The sequence below is a fragment of the Vibrio sp. A37 genome (genome assembly GCF_059777565.1).
This window is the reverse complement of sequence record NZ_JBLNLI010000003.1, coordinates 433,699-448,911: the sequence shown is the minus strand read 5'-3', so window position 1 is coordinate 448,911 and position 15,213 is coordinate 433,699. Positions and strand designations below refer to the sequence as shown.

Annotated in this window: 17 protein-coding genes and 1 tRNA gene; 2 read left to right on the top strand and 16 right to left on the bottom strand. The window is 42.9% G+C overall.

Going from position 1 to position 15,213, the window contains the following annotated elements; translation table 11 throughout:
• Positions 1–10: 10 nt before the first annotated feature.
• Positions 11–1,138, bottom strand: a complete 1,128-nt coding sequence (locus ACM2FC_RS08165; RefSeq protein WP_498480392.1) for a helix-turn-helix domain-containing protein — start codon at positions 1,136–1,138, stop codon at positions 11–13.
• A 5-nt stretch (positions 1,139–1,143) separates the two neighbouring features.
• Positions 1,144–1,755 (bottom strand): peroxidase, encoded by a 612-nt coding sequence (locus ACM2FC_RS08160; protein ID WP_498480391.1) that lies wholly within the window; start codon positions 1,753–1,755, stop codon positions 1,144–1,146.
• 229 nt (positions 1,756–1,984) lie between these two features.
• On the opposite strand from ACM2FC_RS08160, the gene ACM2FC_RS08155 reads away from it, so the two are divergent.
• Positions 1,985–2,197, top strand: coding sequence for a DUF3892 domain-containing protein (locus tag ACM2FC_RS08155; protein ID WP_498480390.1), 213 nt, complete (start codon positions 1,985–1,987; stop codon positions 2,195–2,197).
• 30 nt (positions 2,198–2,227) lie between these two features.
• Here the strand turns inward: ACM2FC_RS08155 and ACM2FC_RS08150 are convergent, their stop codons facing one another.
• From ACM2FC_RS08150 to ACM2FC_RS08140, 3 genes are all read right to left on the bottom strand, one after another.
• Positions 2,228–2,833, bottom strand: a complete 606-nt coding sequence (locus tag ACM2FC_RS08150) for a recombinase family protein (RefSeq protein WP_498480389.1) — start codon at positions 2,831–2,833, stop codon at positions 2,228–2,230.
• Positions 2,834–3,545: 712 nt separating this feature from the next.
• A tRNA-Ser gene (locus tag ACM2FC_RS08145) sits at positions 3,546–3,633 on the bottom strand.
• Between the two features lie 145 nt (positions 3,634–3,778).
• Entirely contained in the window at positions 3,779–6,205 is a 2,427-nt protein-coding gene (locus ACM2FC_RS08140; RefSeq protein ID WP_498480388.1) for a hybrid sensor histidine kinase/response regulator, read from the bottom strand.
• A 125-nt stretch (positions 6,206–6,330) separates the two neighbouring features.
• Between ACM2FC_RS08140 and ACM2FC_RS08135 the strand changes: the two genes are divergently transcribed.
• The gene (locus ACM2FC_RS08135; protein ID WP_498480387.1) at positions 6,331–6,900 is read left to right on the top strand and encodes a UPF0149 family protein; all 570 of its coding nucleotides are present in this window, start codon (positions 6,331–6,333) and stop codon (positions 6,898–6,900) included.
• Between the two features lie 45 nt (positions 6,901–6,945).
• Here the strand turns inward: ACM2FC_RS08135 and ACM2FC_RS08130 are convergent, their stop codons facing one another.
• From ACM2FC_RS08130 to cydX, 11 genes are all read right to left on the bottom strand, one after another.
• The gene (locus ACM2FC_RS08130; RefSeq protein WP_498480386.1) at positions 6,946–7,989 is read right to left on the bottom strand and encodes a potassium channel family protein; all 1,044 of its coding nucleotides are present in this window, start codon (positions 7,987–7,989) and stop codon (positions 6,946–6,948) included.
• Between the two features lie 119 nt (positions 7,990–8,108).
• Positions 8,109–9,152, bottom strand: coding sequence for a quinolinate synthase NadA (nadA, locus tag ACM2FC_RS08125; protein WP_498480385.1), 1,044 nt, complete (start codon positions 9,150–9,152; stop codon positions 8,109–8,111).
• A 135-nt stretch (positions 9,153–9,287) separates the two neighbouring features.
• The gene (gene ybgF / locus ACM2FC_RS08120; protein ID WP_498480384.1) at positions 9,288–10,076 is read right to left on the bottom strand and encodes a tol-pal system protein YbgF; all 789 of its coding nucleotides are present in this window, start codon (positions 10,074–10,076) and stop codon (positions 9,288–9,290) included.
• A gap of 19 nt (positions 10,077–10,095) precedes the next feature.
• On the bottom strand, positions 10,096–10,662 hold the full coding sequence (gene pal / locus ACM2FC_RS08115; RefSeq protein ID WP_498480383.1) for a peptidoglycan-associated lipoprotein Pal: 567 nt from the start codon (positions 10,660–10,662) through the stop codon (positions 10,096–10,098).
• A 30-nt stretch (positions 10,663–10,692) separates the two neighbouring features.
• Complete coding sequence (gene tolB, locus ACM2FC_RS08110; protein ID WP_498480382.1) at positions 10,693–12,045, bottom strand: Tol-Pal system beta propeller repeat protein TolB; 1,353 nt, start codon at positions 12,043–12,045, stop codon at positions 10,693–10,695.
• Between the two features lie 12 nt (positions 12,046–12,057).
• Positions 12,058–13,068 (bottom strand): cell envelope integrity protein TolA, encoded by a 1,011-nt coding sequence (gene tolA, locus ACM2FC_RS08105; RefSeq protein WP_498480381.1) that lies wholly within the window; start codon positions 13,066–13,068, stop codon positions 12,058–12,060.
• Between the two features lie 13 nt (positions 13,069–13,081).
• A complete protein-coding gene (gene tolR / locus ACM2FC_RS08100; RefSeq protein ID WP_498480380.1) occupies positions 13,082–13,534 on the bottom strand; it encodes a protein TolR in 453 nt (150 codons plus the stop codon).
• A gap of 3 nt (positions 13,535–13,537) precedes the next feature.
• Positions 13,538–14,221, bottom strand: coding sequence for a protein TolQ (gene tolQ / locus ACM2FC_RS08095; protein ID WP_498480379.1), 684 nt, complete (start codon positions 14,219–14,221; stop codon positions 13,538–13,540).
• Complete coding sequence (gene ybgC, locus ACM2FC_RS08090; RefSeq protein WP_498480378.1) at positions 14,211–14,627, bottom strand: tol-pal system-associated acyl-CoA thioesterase; 417 nt, start codon at positions 14,625–14,627, stop codon at positions 14,211–14,213. Before ybgC ends, tolQ begins: the two co-directional genes overlap by 11 nt.
• Positions 14,628–14,796: 169 nt before the next feature.
• Positions 14,797–15,099 (bottom strand): cyd operon protein YbgE, encoded by a 303-nt coding sequence (gene ybgE / locus ACM2FC_RS08085; RefSeq protein WP_498480377.1) that lies wholly within the window; start codon positions 15,097–15,099, stop codon positions 14,797–14,799.
• Complete coding sequence (gene cydX / locus ACM2FC_RS08080) at positions 15,092–15,199, bottom strand: cytochrome bd-I oxidase subunit CydX (protein WP_237361459.1); 108 nt, start codon at positions 15,197–15,199, stop codon at positions 15,092–15,094. The genes ybgE and cydX overlap by 8 nt, the downstream gene beginning before the upstream one ends.
• Positions 15,200–15,213 lie beyond the last annotated feature (14 nt).

Genomic DNA, 15,213 nt, shown 5'->3' with positions numbered 1-15,213 from the left:
TTCAAACAGTTTAGAAATTAAAAGGGATAACGACGTCACTTTGGTCATCAATCACATTTTCAGAGTATTGCACTCCTGTAATTTCTGACAACAATTCAGGACTAACTCCTAATTTATCAGACAGCTTTTTAAAGGAAATCCCAAGATGCTCGCTAAGAACTTGCAGCCCCTCCTCTAACACATGAGGGGTTTCTAGAGGTATCTTATCATCGAACTTCTCTTTTCGTGTTTGCCTAGTCTGGCTAAACCAAACATTCGCTGTACGATACTGTTGCGCGTTAATAAAACCAAGAAAGTGAGCTCTGTAAATAATCGCCCTAGCACTCATTTTCCATCTAAGCTTTAGATTATAAACTTCCTTCCAGTTGATACTGCCATTAGCCGCTAGGCACGCTGGAAACTCTCGCGCAAAAGACTTCCGAGGGAAAAGAAAAGCAGAAGCAAAAGCATCAGCCTCTCTCTCTGTTTGCTTACAGCCAGTTTCAACACCATCATGCATTACCAGATGCCCGCACTCATGCGCAATGTCGAACCTCAGACGACAAACACTTTCCTTCGCGGTATTTCTGATAATGATTGGAAATTTTCGATTAACTGATAAGGCATCAACTTTGTCCGACACCCCATCAAAACAAGTAACGATTGCACCCTGATTTTCAACAACATTAATCATGTTATCTATCGGCGCATCCGCAGTTAATCCCCATCTAACACGCGCACCTTCAGCAATTTTCTCAATTACTGGCGGTGTTAGCTCTGGAAGTTTATCGTTATCAACCAAGTCGAACTTGTTCTCTGGCAAATCCAAGTGCTCATGCAACTCAGACACCAATTGTTCAAGTATTGTACTGTATGCTTGGACACGATTTTTAACTCCAGCAGGAGTTGTTTGACGCTTCCGAAAATGACACTGCTCAGGCTTTACATCGCCAGAGAGTGGCATACTAAAAAACTCTGGTGACACCTTTAGGAACTCAGCCAATGCATTTGCCACATCATCAGCAGGAGCCCTTACATCACTCTCGTATTGGTGGATACTTTGGCGCGTAACAGCCACAGCATCACCCAACTCTTGTAACGTACAACCCTTAAGCAAGCGGGCTAATCGTAGCCGCTCACCGTAAAATGTTACAGACATAATTACTAACCATTACTGGCTCCATTTTTTGGAGCCTTTTTCTCTTTCGCTTTAATAGAAACAGAAGCCTTCTGAGTTACAACAGGTTCAGGCAACTCAACGTCAACAGAGCTTAAAGCAGAAACTTTTTCATCCAGTGGAATTTCCCAGCACGACACCTGCACTCCATCTAAAAACCCAGTAAAGGTAACTCGTTCTACATAACGGAGCTCATCAACTTCAATTGCAAAAAACCAAAGAATCGATGCAGCCTCACCCACTTCTGCATCAAGCAAACTCATTTGACTCAGTGCTTCAATACAAGGAATTAGTCTCCTTTCTTGAGGACAACTTGGCTTACCTCGATACAGACGCACAGGAACAGATTCAATGGAAAAAGTGAATCGACCATCATCTTTAACCACCCCTAACCAAGCCCAATCGTGCTGGTCTTTCGATGCTCTGATAATCTGATTTCGACAGCATTCGTACGCCCTAAGACCTGTCGACCTTGCAGAATCCCCTAAAACGTCATCATGTAAATCAATTACCGAGTCTCTTACCTCTCTCATAAGAGAAGCAAGTTGTTTAATGCGGTCTTGAGATAGTACTGGATTGAGTTCCCACGGTTGCTTCATTGTCAAACTGTTCCTTATGAAGATTTGTGTAGCCCCTTAAAGGGTGTTCGGTGAAATACAAATCAATTATCCTGCACTTCTCCCAATTTGTCAAGCAGGGCGGAATAAGTAAGCGCCATAACACTAAGTAAAATAAATTAGCATAAGTCAAGCAAAGTCATTTTGTTAACAATAAAGCACTGTTATAATAAACAGGCATTTTACATCAACTAAACCCAGAGGTGACATTATGGGAAGAAAACGTGTAACCACTACTGAGGAATCGAGTAGCGGTAGAAATACCAAGTTTCGAGACAATTACACTGGTGAAAACATGACTAGAAGCCAGTTCGTTAAGAAAATTGAGAGTGGTGAATACTCCAAGTACCACGTAAGAGAAATCAATGGTGTAAAAACACCAGTATCAAACCCAGACCCAAGTAAAGACAATAACTTAGACTAATCATCACCTCAGGGAATGGAATCCCTGCCATCACCCCATTGTCTTTTTAACACGCTGCACCGTACTAACTCCACAACCCAGCTTTTCAGCAACCTTACGAATACTTAAAGGCTTATCAGCACACAACTCATCAATAATCCGCTGGTGGAGTTGAACATTCTTCTTGCGACCTTGAAACTTTTCCTTCCACTCATCCTCTGACAACTTATCGCGCCCAGCCTGAGCACTGGCAAGGCGAGCCTGACGCTCATTTTCAGCCATACCAGCAAGTAATGTTAACTGCACGTCAACAAGCATGTCGTCTGTTGCTCTCCCTGTGTACTTTAGCTCTAACCCCTGATTTACAGTCTTTAATACAACACCGCGCTTTAAAAGTATTTGAGCCATTTCTTTAGCATCGTGATAATCACGACCAAGACGGTCAAACCACCAAACGATGAGCTCATCGCTCTTTCGCAATCCAGTAATTTCATCAAGCAACTTACTTAATTCTGGTCGCTCAGAGCCAATTACAGTACCACTAACACCATGCTCCTCAACTACTTTTACATCGACACCAAATTTGTCGTGAATAGATTTCACCTGTGAATCTAAGCTCTGGTCAACCGTACTCACACGAACGTACGCAATCCTCATAACACCCAAACTGTATTCATTGACTTATGTGTTCATAATAATTGTATTCACAACCGCAAATCAACACCTAATGAACACGGAATTAGTTTCTTATTGGGAACATGAAGTGTAATCAATAGCCCATAATCAAATGAACACAAACACAGGTAGCTTTAAAACGAAAGAATGCTTTAACGATTAAGTGACTTTGATTTGTTGTTATTGCTATTGGTGTTTGGTCTTCTGACGAGAACTAAAGCAATCTATAAGTGCTTTATAGGTTATCAAGAGAGCAAAGCGATAAAAGAAGAGATAGAAGAATTTAGTAGGAGTGATTAACAAAACTTATTAAGTATTCACAATAGCATACTTTTATCAAAAAGTCAATAGCTAGATACCATCAAACCAGAAAAGTCAAGGTGAATTGTAATAAAAATAGACCTAACGTTATGGTAGGAAATCCTGAGAATGCTTCAAATGCATAAAGCTGGGTACCTTACTATCGAGACCCCGTTTTTTTAGGAAAAATTTGAGAAATTAGTGGGCTCAAAGGTTTACCACACTCCCCTCGCCACCAGCGTTTTATCATTAATCAGCTAAAACAATAGTTTACAATAAGCAAATACAAAAAAGACCCTAACATTTCTGCTAGAGTCTCTTTCAGATGTAGAACAAAACTGTAGTACAAAGTATAGAACTTAAATCTGTAAGTTATTGTTTTACATGTAATGTTTGGCGGTGAGTGAGAGATTCGAACTCTCGATACGTTGCCGTATACACACTTTCCAGGCGTGCTCCTTCAGCCACTCGGACAACTCACCGTAATGTTGTGTCAGCGCTGTTGCTGACGAGGCGCTAATTTAATGATTCTACAGTGGTTGGTCAAGTACAAATGTCGAAAAAACTCTGCCTTTGTGTTTAATTGTTTAATCTTTAACAAAACTGTTTAATCACTAATCACTATTTCTACGTATGGCATTTGTCAGCCATTAAAACGGTGAGAAGATCTAAATCGTCTTTGCATGGTGCTTGGTGACTTTTCAGGTTTTCATGAATTCTTGAAAGCACTTCCCCGAGTTGGTCTTCATTTACTGAGTCAAATCTCTCAAGGATTTTTTGCACTAAAGATGCAGATTTATCGTATTGCTGATTTTCTATTGCAACATATAAGTTTACCAGTACTTCTTCAAAGTCAATGTCGTCCAGTTGAGCGCCTTTTTCTGGATGAAACTGATAAAGCTTATCTGAGTATCGATACAGCGCGTCATCCAATTCATTTTCGTCGATCGGTTTCGCTATGATGTAATCTACACCAGCACCCAGCATCCTCTCTCGTGTTTCTTTAAATACATCCGCCGTACAACCAAATATTAGGGTTTGCTTCTTGTCGCCTGAGAGGTTGCGAATCGCTGCACTGGCTTCAACCCCATCCATTACTGGCATATGGTTATCCATCAATACCAAATCGAAATGATGATTCGACATCGCTTTTATCGCTTCCTCGCCGTTTTCTACACATTGGCAAGTAAAGCCTTTACCTTTCATAAAGCTATCAATGATGATTGTGTTGGTACGGTTGTCTTCCACGATCAGCACTTTTAACCCTTCATAGTTAAGCTTACGATGCACTTTCACTTCTACCGAGCCGGGCTCACAAACCTCTAATCTCAATTTCACATCAAAACTTGTTCCTATTCCAACTTCGCTAACGACAGAAATATCACCATTCATCAAATCACAGATCTGTTTAACGATAGCAAGGCCCAAGCCAGTGCCGCCATAACGACGTGTCGTCGAAGATTCTGCTTGTTCAAATGGCCTGAATATTTTTTCCTGCGCTTGTTTTGAGATACCGATACCTGTATCTCTCACGCTGATATGCAAATACAAATGTTCATCTACTGCTTGTTCTTTAAAGTTCACTTCAACAAAACCTCTTGAAGTAAATTTCACCGCATTGTTTAGCAAGTTGAACAACACTTGGCGCACTCGCGCTTTGTCTGACATGTACCAGCGCTCAGGGGAAACTTCCGAGTACACCTTAAATAACAACCCTTTCTCGGTACACAGTGTGTGATAGACACTGTTGATGCTGCCAATAATAGACCCTAGCGGGAATGGTGCTCGGTCAAGCTCTAAGTGCCCTTGCTCAATTTTAGAAAAGTCGAGTATTTCGTTAAGCAACGTCATCATGTGATCACCAGAGTCATATAGACTCTTGAGGTGTTTTCTCTGTTCGTCGCTCAGATCGGTTTTAAGCAGTAATTGTGCTGTCCCTAAAACGCCATTCATTGGTGTGCGAATTTCGTGGGATAGCGTGGCTAAGAAAGAGCTTTTGGCGCGAGTTGAAGCTTGAGCTTTAACTTTTTCAGCTTCTAGAAAAACCGTTTTCTGGTTAAAGGTGTCAATGAGGTGACGTATTTCATCTTGACTGTTGTAAGCCATATTTATCACGCCACCTTCTTTGGAGTCGTCCACTTTCTTGGCAATCACAACAATAGGGTTAATTAAGTATTTATTGATGAGAATATAGCCAACTAGAACGAGCAACAACATGAGCGGAATAATCCCTAGCTCTACACTGCTGATAATCTCAAAGACTCGTTGACTAATCAGCTTCTGAGCATTGATAACATCCACTGTCCAATTGAAATGGCCGAATTTCAGCTTACTGATATACATACCATCAACAATTTTAAAATTATGCTCGGTTATGGTTTCGCCATAACCGTCTTTAAGCACAATGCCAAGACCAAAGTCTTCAGCTTGCTGATTAACAAATTCCACGAGCTCTTTAAGTGACAAGTCAATCGTAGCCACGCCAGCAAATTTACCGTTCACGTAATAAGGTGAAGATGCTGTAATCATCTGAATATGGGTGTAGGCATCAATATAGACTTGCGACCAAGTCACTGTTCCCATTGGCTTGTTAGCAGCAGACTCGTACCAATCTTGCTTGTTGTAGCCACCGGTTTCTGGATTATTCCAAGAGTTTATCTTGTCAATTTTCCCATCCGAAGCACGGTTATAAAATAGGCTGGTATATTCAACCTTAGGGTCAACAGAATACGGCTCTGGCCAAAGTCCACCACTCACTGCAATGCCGTCTGAAACGCTAAATAGTGAGTGCAACATCACTGATTGCTCTTTTGGGGAAATACCAGTATTACCTACGCTGACAATACTTTGCAAAACACCAATTGAGCTATTAAGTGGTGATTGAATTTGGTCGGAAATGAGTTGAGTACTTAAGTCTAGATTACGCTCTAGGCTTGCACGAACAGGGGGTTCGACAACCTTGTAGCTGATTGTACCAACAAGGATGATAACCAATAGCATATAGGCAACAAGCGCAATTATGCTCTTGCGCTTTAAGGAGGAGCGTATATTCATAAATCCCTGAATTTTTATCCTTTTAATAAAACCTATAGCGAACGAATAAATGTCGCAAGTCTTTTTATCCAAGAATATGACTGTTACTATAACGGCCATTAATCACACTGTAACTGGTCGCTATTTTGACACTACATGAACTATTGGCTTTGCCTGAATTGGAAGGTAAGCTACTCAATGAAGCGAAAACTCAAGGCTTTATCACGGCTATTGCCGCAGCTCCTTACGTTCTTCCACCAGAAGAATGGTTACCTCTTTTATGGGGTGGCGACGAAGTTGCACCTTTTTCCGATGGTGAGTTACTCGAAACCTACATCGAGCATATGATCGCGTTTTGGAACGAATATCGCCCTGCTCTACTAGAAAACAGCTGGACTTGGCCACAAGGCTGTGAGCTCGACGAAAAAGAAATCGTAAACGAAACCGCTCGCGATTTTTGTGAAGGTGTTTTGCAAGGCTGGCAACTCACCCAAGATGATTGGTCGAACATCATGCCAGAAGATAGTGAAGACAACGCTCTGCTTGGTGGTGTCATTCTATCACTCAGCATGCTTTATGACCCTGAAACGTCGATGGAAACATTGAGAGAAAGTGGTGTTGAAGGGCTTGATCAGTTCGCCGAAATCTTTAATGGCGTTCCAACCATGCTTTGCGGTTTGGCGATTCGCGCCGCTGGGCTTATTGAGTCAAACTAACGCTTGCTAAAAGGCATAGAGCTTTACTCTATGCCTTTTAAACCACTAAGACACGCTTTCCATCTGTTGCCACTTAAAGTCGTCAATTCTCTCATCGGCAATATAAAATAATTTTGCTCCGGCATTAACCTCGGCCGATAAGTCGGGATTTAGCTTGATACCATTCCCGCTATCAATCGCAATAAGCGTCGCTTGATGTTGATTCTTCATGTAGTGAAAGATTGGCTTTACGGAGGTGGCTTCTAAGAATTTAGGGAATTCTGTCGAATATTGAGTCATACCTTGAGTCGATGCCAATAGCTCTTGATGCAGTATACTTGAACCCGGGTCAACGGCTGCTTTTGCTAGCATTTCGGCACCAACCGCGGGAATACACTCTACATTCGAGCAGTGCTGGCTTAACAGCTGACTCAAAGACTCATCGTTAAAGTAAGCTAATAAATGCGCTGTTGGATTTTTGTTTGCGCAATATAGGGCCGAAGACAGCGTAATATCATCTTCCAAATGATCAACAACAATGCAGCTCGCTGTGGTGTAGCTGGTTTTTTGCATTTCCAAATCATCAGTAAAACTGTTCACCCTGACAAATTCAATCTCACCCGGTAAAGGGTTTTCGATGTCGGAACGACTACAAAGAATAATTGGCCTTCTACCTGTCTCTTCATGCTGCAACATACGAATCAAATTCATTGTACGTTGACCGTTCCAACCTAATATCAAAATATGGTTGTCCATTTTTATTCTCCGTTTGCCCAATACCCCTGCCCGCCAATACTCAACTGCTACACTGGCCATTTTACCAAGCAGGGCAGCAAATAAACTTAATCCACCTGGAATAACAATTAAAATCACCACCCACTTACCTAAGTCGGTTTGCGGTGAGTAGTCCCCATAACCAACCGTTGACGCTGTTACGAGCAAATAGTAAATGAAAACTGAAATATCGTTAGTTAGCTGATGCTCTCCTGCCACTCTGAGCAATAGCCAGCTGATAAAAGCATAGAGGAGAAATAACAGCAGCAAGTTTCGGCTGCTTAGTTTAAAGAGCCGAGTGTGAAACCACTTTTTAATTAACAGCCAGATGGGCATCCCAATTCCAAGTCTTGTGTTCCTTTTGGTTTCATTCTAAAACAAAAAAACCAGCCTGAGTCGGCTGGTTGTTAATCTGTGAGAAAGGTCTATGTTAGGTAACCTCAGCTTCGGATAAGTTAAGGCTGTAGTTGCTCCGCAAAATCTAACATACGGTTGAGTGGGATAAGAGATTTAACGCGCACGTCTTCATCAACAAAAATTTCGTGCTCTTTACCACCATCCGCTAACGACTTTTCAATCGCTGATAAACCATTCATCGCCATCCAAGGACAATGGGCACAGCTGCGACAAGTCGCACCAGCACCTGCCGTCGGCGCTTCAATAAGCTCTTTCTCAGGAACGAGTTGCTGCATCTTATAAAAGATGCCTTTGTCCGTTGCGACGATAAGCTGTTTATTTGGCAATGTGTTCGCCGCTTTAATTAGCTGACTGGTAGAACCGACAGCATCAGCCAACTCAACCACACTTGCCGGTGATTCTGGGTGAACTAAAATTGCTGCTTCTGGGTAGACGGCTTTCATCTTACGCAATGCATCTGCTGAGAACTCATCATGAACCACACATTCACCATGCCATAACAGCATTTCAGCGCCAGTCTTGTTGGCAATATAAGAGCCAAGGTGACGATCTGGCCCCCAAATAATGGGTTTTTCCAACGAGTCTAAGTGCTCGACAATATCCAGTGCGATACTTGAAGTCACCACCCAATCTGCACGAGCCTTAACCGCTGCTGAAGTATTCGCGTACACAACTACCGTATGATCAGGGTGAGCGTCGCAAAAAGTGGTAAACTCATCTGCTGGACAGCCTAAGTCCAACGAACATTCGGCTTCCAATGTAGGCATTAGGATGCGCTTTTCTGGTGTCAAGATTTTTGCAGACTCGCCCATAAAACGAACACCAGCAATCAAAAGAGTGCTCGCTGGATGACGATTACCAAACTTGGCCATTTCTAATGAGTCACCGACAAAACCGCCAGTCTCTTCTGCTAAAGCTTGAATTTCTGGATCGGTGTAGTAGTGCGCAATCAATACTGCATCTTGCTCTTTAAGTAGACGCTTGATACTCGCAATGTGTGACTGTTTTTGTTCTTCAGTTAACGGCGCAGGTTTAGGTGGAAACGGATATACCGTTTCGATCTTATCTTGTATGTGGTTCACTGGGTTTGTTCTATGCAACAATGAAATAATCCGAGTATTGTAACGCTATACATTGTTGGGATCAAAGTGAACAAGTTCTCACGAAGAAAAGGGACGGGAAAGCCAAGAGAGGGCTTTGCCCTCTCATATTCGCTGTTACTTTAAACGCTCTTTTGCAAGTTGAGCTGAAGCACTGTTTGGATATTCCTTTAGTACCTGTTCATAGTAAGTCTTAGCTTTTGCAGAGTCTTTCTCTTGTTTGGCAATGTCGCCTAATTTCACCAAAGAATCGGCTCGTTTTGGAGAGTCTTTAAAAGTGAGTACTGCTTTAAAGTTTTCTTCAGACTTTGCAAAGTCTCGATTCGCAAAATAAAGCTGACCAAGCCAATAATGCGCATTTGGCGTTAGCTTGGAATTCGGGTAATTTTTCTGGAAATTCTGCAGCGCGAATATCGCACCTTGATAATCTTTCTTATTTAAGATCAAATCGATGGCTTTTTGATAAGCCTCTTGCTCAGTAGCATTACTGCTAAATGCTGCTGTGTCGTGATCTTCCTGCGCCGCCGTTGTCGAAGTATCTATCTTTGGAGCATTAATTTGACTACGAAGCTTATCCAGCTCAATAAACAGCTCTCGCTGCCTAGTGACCATTTGCTGCATTTGATGAGAGTTGACTTCAACCTGACCACGTAGCTGGTTGATTTCTTGAGTCATATCGGCGACTTGCTGTTGAAGCTGCAAGTTAAACTGATTTCGACTTTCGATTTGGCGTTGCAATCTTTGAATTTCAGACTGCGTAGACGTTGGCGCTGCCGCTTGCCCAGAAGAGCCAGCTGCCGAGCTACCTAAATTGAGTGTAGATACTGGAGCCGGTGCAGCGAACGCAGTGTTCGCTGCACTTGCCAGTAACGTAAGCGCCATAGTGCGCTTGATGTTACTGAACATATGAGGGGTTCCTCAAAAATTAATATACGATAACTGCACGACGGTTCTTAGCCCATGCTTTTGCGTTCTGGCCAAGAGCAATTGGCTTCTCTTCACCATAGCTCACAATTGAGATTTGGCTAGAAGGAACGCCTAGAGCTTGAAGATACTTAGATACCGCTTCAGCACGACGTGCACCTAGTGCGATGTTGTACTCTGGAGTACCACGGTCATCGGTGTTACCTTCGATAGTCACTTTCACATCTGGATGCTTAACAAGGTACGCTGCGTGTGCTTCTAGCATATCTTTGTAATCGTTGGATACCACTGAATTATCGAATGCAAAGTAAACCGTTTTCTTCTCGCGAAGAGTTTGCTCTTTCAACTCCTGCTCAGACAGCTGACCCTGTTGACCATTGATTGGAGAAACAACAGTTGTATCAGTGCCACCATTTGCTTGATTTGCTGCAGTACTCGCTGAAGTTGTCGCCGCATTGTCTGTAGCAGTACCAGAGTCGCCTGTAGTACCACTAGTTGAACTACATGCAGACATTGCCATTACTGGTAATGCGATCATCAACCCTTTAAGAACTTTATTAAGTTGCATCTTATTTTTCCTTACTATTTATAATAATTGCTATAAAAACGGTGACCAAGCAGGCGATTTAACACGCCCATTTGTGGCCGGTAATCTAGCATGAAAACGCCCATCGGTTGAAACCAAATTTAGAACGTCTCTATCTTGGTAACTAGAACTGTAGATAATCATACTGCCATTAGGAGCAATGCTTGGTGATTGGTCCAAGAAAGTTTTTGTCAAGATTTGGACAGTTCCTGTTTCTAGATCTTGTTTTGCTATATGAAACCCGCTTGGACTGCGGTTAACCATGATTAAATAGCGTCCATCCGGTGTAATTTGTCCGTCTTGATTTTGGGTACCTTGCCAAGTAACACGTGAAATCGCATCGGTTGCTAAGTTCACTTTATAAATTTGTGGTAGCCCGCCTCTATCTGACGTAAAAATCAGAGACTTGCCATCCGGATACCATGCTGGCTCGGTATTATTCGAGTTTCCACGAGTAATTTGAGTAAATTTACGAGTTTTTAAATCCAAGATATAGATTTGTAGCGTGCCCGATTTGGACAGCGCAACTGCGAGCTTCGATCCGTCTGGAGACCATGCCGGCGCCCCATTGTGACGAGGGAAGGAAGAGACAAGCTCTGTTTTACCGGTGTAGATGTTCATTATGTACACTTCACCATGGCCATTTTGGAAACTCACATAGGCGAGCTCTTTACCATCTGGCGACCATGCTGGAGACATGATTGGTTGCTTAGAACGAAGCACTAATCTTTCGTTGTAGCCATCATAATCTGCCACTCGCAGTTGGTATGGATAAGCATCTTTACGGTTCACCACAACATAAGCAATACGAGTTAGGAATGCACCACGTTCACCCGTTAGCTGCTGATAGACCAAATCTGAGATGCGGTGAGCGTATTCTCGGAGACGGCTTGGCGGAACAGTCGCGCGCTTGTTAAATAGGATATGATCTTGGGTTGAGATCAGCTCGCCATTTTTACTTAGTACCAAATTCTGGCCTTTGCTTAACTGTCCACGAGCAATATCGACAAGTTGATAAGTAATCACGTAGTTGCCGTCGGCAGCTTTAGTAATAGTACCCGTTAGCAACGAGTCTACGCCAAGCTTGCTCCACGCTTTGAAGTCAACATCAGCCACGTTATATGGCGTTTGCGGCATCTTGTTAACGGCGATAGGGTTAAACTTACCGCTTCGCTGCAAATCAGACGCGATTACAGCGGAAACATCTTGCGGCGGCTTGCCATAACCTTCGTATTTGAACGGGATAATTGCGATTGGTCTAGCAGAGTTAATACCGCCAGTAATGAATAATTCCAGAGACGCATTAGCGTATTGAACACTGCTAAACGCGAAGAGAAAACAGACAAATAATACTCGCTTTAACACTCTCATTTCCTTCTACTGAGGTTGTACATTAAGGACTAAATCACGAAGCTTTTCGACAACTTTCGGCTCATTTTTAGGTATAGGGAAACTACCGACTTGAGCCACCGCCCTTCTCGCTGCTCCACAAACAGTTTTATCTCCACTAACACCAACGATGGTGGCAAAAGCAGTTGCCCCCGCAGGAACCAACTTCAAGTGCACCTTACAAACTAAGCCTTTATAACTATCTTCGGTATATAAGTTTTGCTCTATCAGTTGGGTGTATTGTGAGCTGTAGGCATCAATCTGGCTTTGAATGTATTGAGCTCTGGCAGCATTGCTCTGTGCAGCCTCAGATTGCATCTGAGCCGCAATGCTGTTCAACGCCGCTTTCTTCTCTGCAGCTAGCTTAGCCGCTCTCTCTTTCGCCAGTTTCTCTTGGCGCGCTTTTTCCGCAGCCGCTTTAGCGGCTTTCTCTCGTGCTATTTTTTCACGACGAGCCTTTTCAGCCGCTTCTTTTGCTGCCTTCTCTTTGGCTGCTTTTTCACGCGCAATCTTTTCAGCTTTCGCTTTTGCTGCAGCTGCGGCTTGAGCTTTACGCTCAGCTTCTAACTTGGCGAGTTTTTGCTTTTCAAGTGCGGCTTTCTTCGCGGCTTCAGCTTGCTGTTTTTCTTGGGCGATACGTTTCTTTTCTGCATCACGCGCAGCTTGCGCCGCTTTTGCTTGCTGCTCTTTCAAGTTACGTATTCGCGCTTCTTCTGCTTTACGGTTCTTTTCAAGCTGCTCACTTTCGCGTCGCAGTTTATCCAGCCTGTCTTGTTCTTTTCTCGCCGCCGCCTCTCGCTGTCGTTTGATCTGCTGAGCCTGTTTTTGAACCATAGCGGGGTCAATAACAACGGCTTGAACCATTTGCCCTGCAGGCTTAGGTTCAGACATGTGAAAATCCGTTCCCCAAAGCAAAATGACGATGAGTAACAGGTGTAAGACCACCGAGATGATGGTGGGTTTCAGATATTCTTTTTTATTTTTTTTTGTCGTTTTCATGAACAATCGGAACTTATTTAGTATTGTCCTTAATATCCGTTAACAACCCAACTTTAGGAATACCAGCTTGACGAAGTTGATCAAGCACGGCGACAACGTTGGCATAAGGTGTAGCGGCATCCCCGCCAACTGCTACAGGAGAATTCGGTTTTAGTGACAGTTCAGCTTTGACTCTTACAATCAAGTTTTGCAGCGTCATGCCCTGCTCCACCGGCTCGTTGTTTATGCTTAGTCCTAACTCACCGCTTTTATCAATTTGGACGATGATAAAATCGCTATCACTGTTACCTGCCAATTCAGAAGCTGGTTTAGCTGTTGACGTTTTTGGCAAATTGACATCAACACCTTGAGTAACAAAAGGGGATGTCACCATAAAGATAATAAGCAACACAAGCATAACGTCAATGTATGGAACAACGTTAATCTCGGCGGTCAGTTTGCGTTTTTTAGGTTCGTAACCCGCCATAAATTAAGCCCTACCTGCCATTGCTTGACGGTGTAAGATGCTGTGGAATTCTTCTGAGAAGGTCGCGAAGTTGTGCTCCAGCTTCCCTACTCTATTGCTTAAACGGTTGAAGAACATAACTGCTGGAATTGCTGCAAATAGACCCATCGCTGTCGCAACCAGTGCTTCTGCGATACCTGGAGCAACCATTGCTAACGTCGCTTGTTTTACCGCACCCAAGGCGATAAAGGCATGCATAATACCCCATACCGTACCAAATAGCCCGATATATGGACTAATAGAGCCAACTGTTGCGAGGAAAGGTAAGTTGGTTTCAAGATCTTCAACTTCTCTTGCTACAGCAACACGCATGGCACGACCTGTGCCTTCCATAATGAAGTCAGGAGAAGCCGCATTGGTTTTACGTAAACGAGCAAATTCAGTGAAACCCGAGTAGAAGATCTCTTCTGTACCACTTAATGAATCTTTTCTCTTTTTAACTTCTTGATACAATTGAGATAGGTCTGTACCTGACCAAAATTTATCTTCAAAGGTATTGGTATCTTTAGTTGCCTGAGTTAACGCTTGGCTGCGCTTAAAGATCATTGCCCACGAAGCAATGGACATTCCCAGCAAAATTAACATCACGACTTTGACTAAAAAGCTGGCCTGTAAAAATAGGTCGAGAATAGAAATATCAGATGTCACTGGTAGAAATCTCCTGGTGTATATAACGCGGTATAGCGATAGGCTTCATTTTTTCAATATCGATACATGCTACCTTAACCATTGCCTTACACAATGTCACCTCTTGATGATTTACGATCTCCTGACAGAAAGTGACGGTGGCACGCTTGAGCTCAGAAACTTTAGTCTTAACGACAAGTCGCTCGTCCATCTTCGCTGGCATGATATAGTCCAGCTCAATGCGCTTAATCACGAACGACAGATTCTGATTGACGAGATCTTGTTGCAGTATTCCTTTTTCGCGCAGCATCTCTGCTCTTGCACGCTCAAAGAATTTCACATAATTGGCATTGTATACAAGCCCGCCTGCATCGGTATCTTCTAGATAGACTGTTACAGGCCAATGAAATTCAAATTCATCGCTCAACAAATCGTTTCCTAATGTTTCACTGTGGATGTTTTGTGGCCCTACTATATCGCAGCTCTACCCTTTTATTGCAAGTGCTAGTTAGTTTATTGCTAAGAATATTGTTAAAAAAAAATGGCACCGCTGAAAAAGCGATGCCATTTTGTTCGAATTCGGTGCAAAACTCAGATTACATAACATATAAGCTGGTTAGGTAAATGAGAATCACGAATGAGATGTATGGGCTAAACAGAATTTGCCACAACCAAAATCTTGGCTTGAATCCCACACCATAAATCATACTTGAGCAAACCGCCCAAATTAGCAAAGGACCTACGACTTCATTAAATCCGCCAATTCTGTCTGCATATTGGTGTGGTTCCCACATCACCATCACGATGTGGAACAAACCAAGAAGAAAGGATAAGGCCCTTAATAGGCCCTTATCCATAGGTGCATGTAACTTAGTTACCTGCTCAGTGAGCTTACTCACTGTCTTTATCCATCATCTCTGTGTGCTCTAACCAAAGAGCGTTGATGATGCCAAATGCACAAGCAAGTAGCACACCTAGAACCCATGCGAAATACCACATTGTAAACGCTCCTC

Bases quoted from the DNA above. Each gene is read 5' to 3' on its own strand.
- ACM2FC_RS08165 (WP_498480392.1), bottom strand. From the start codon at position 1,138: ATGTCTGTAACATTTTACGGTGAGCGGCTACGATTAGCCCGCTTGCTT.
- ACM2FC_RS08160 (WP_498480391.1), bottom strand. From the start codon at position 1,755: ATGAAGCAACCGTGGGAACTCAATCCAGTACTATCTCAAGACCGCATT.
- ACM2FC_RS08155 (WP_498480390.1), top strand. From the start codon at position 1,985: ATGGGAAGAAAACGTGTAACCACTACTGAGGAATCGAGTAGCGGTAGA.
- ACM2FC_RS08150 (WP_498480389.1), bottom strand. From the start codon at position 2,833: ATGAGGATTGCGTACGTTCGTGTGAGTACGGTTGACCAGAGCTTAGAT.
- ACM2FC_RS08140 (WP_498480388.1), bottom strand. From the start codon at position 6,205: ATGAATATACGCTCCTCCTTAAAGCGCAAGAGCATAATTGCGCTTGTT.
- ACM2FC_RS08130 (WP_498480386.1), bottom strand. From the start codon at position 7,989: ATGCCCATCTGGCTGTTAATTAAAAAGTGGTTTCACACTCGGCTCTTT.
- ybgF (WP_498480384.1), bottom strand. From the start codon at position 10,076: ATGTTCAGTAACATCAAGCGCACTATGGCGCTTACGTTACTGGCAAGT.
- pal (WP_498480383.1), bottom strand. From the start codon at position 10,662: ATGCAACTTAATAAAGTTCTTAAAGGGTTGATGATCGCATTACCAGTA.
- tolA (WP_498480381.1), bottom strand. From the start codon at position 13,068: ATGAAAACGACAAAAAAAAATAAAAAAGAATATCTGAAACCCACCATC.
- tolR (WP_498480380.1), bottom strand. From the start codon at position 13,534: ATGGCGGGTTACGAACCTAAAAAACGCAAACTGACCGCCGAGATTAAC.
- cydX (WP_237361459.1), bottom strand. From the start codon at position 15,199: ATGTGGTATTTCGCATGGGTTCTAGGTGTGCTACTTGCTTGTGCATTT.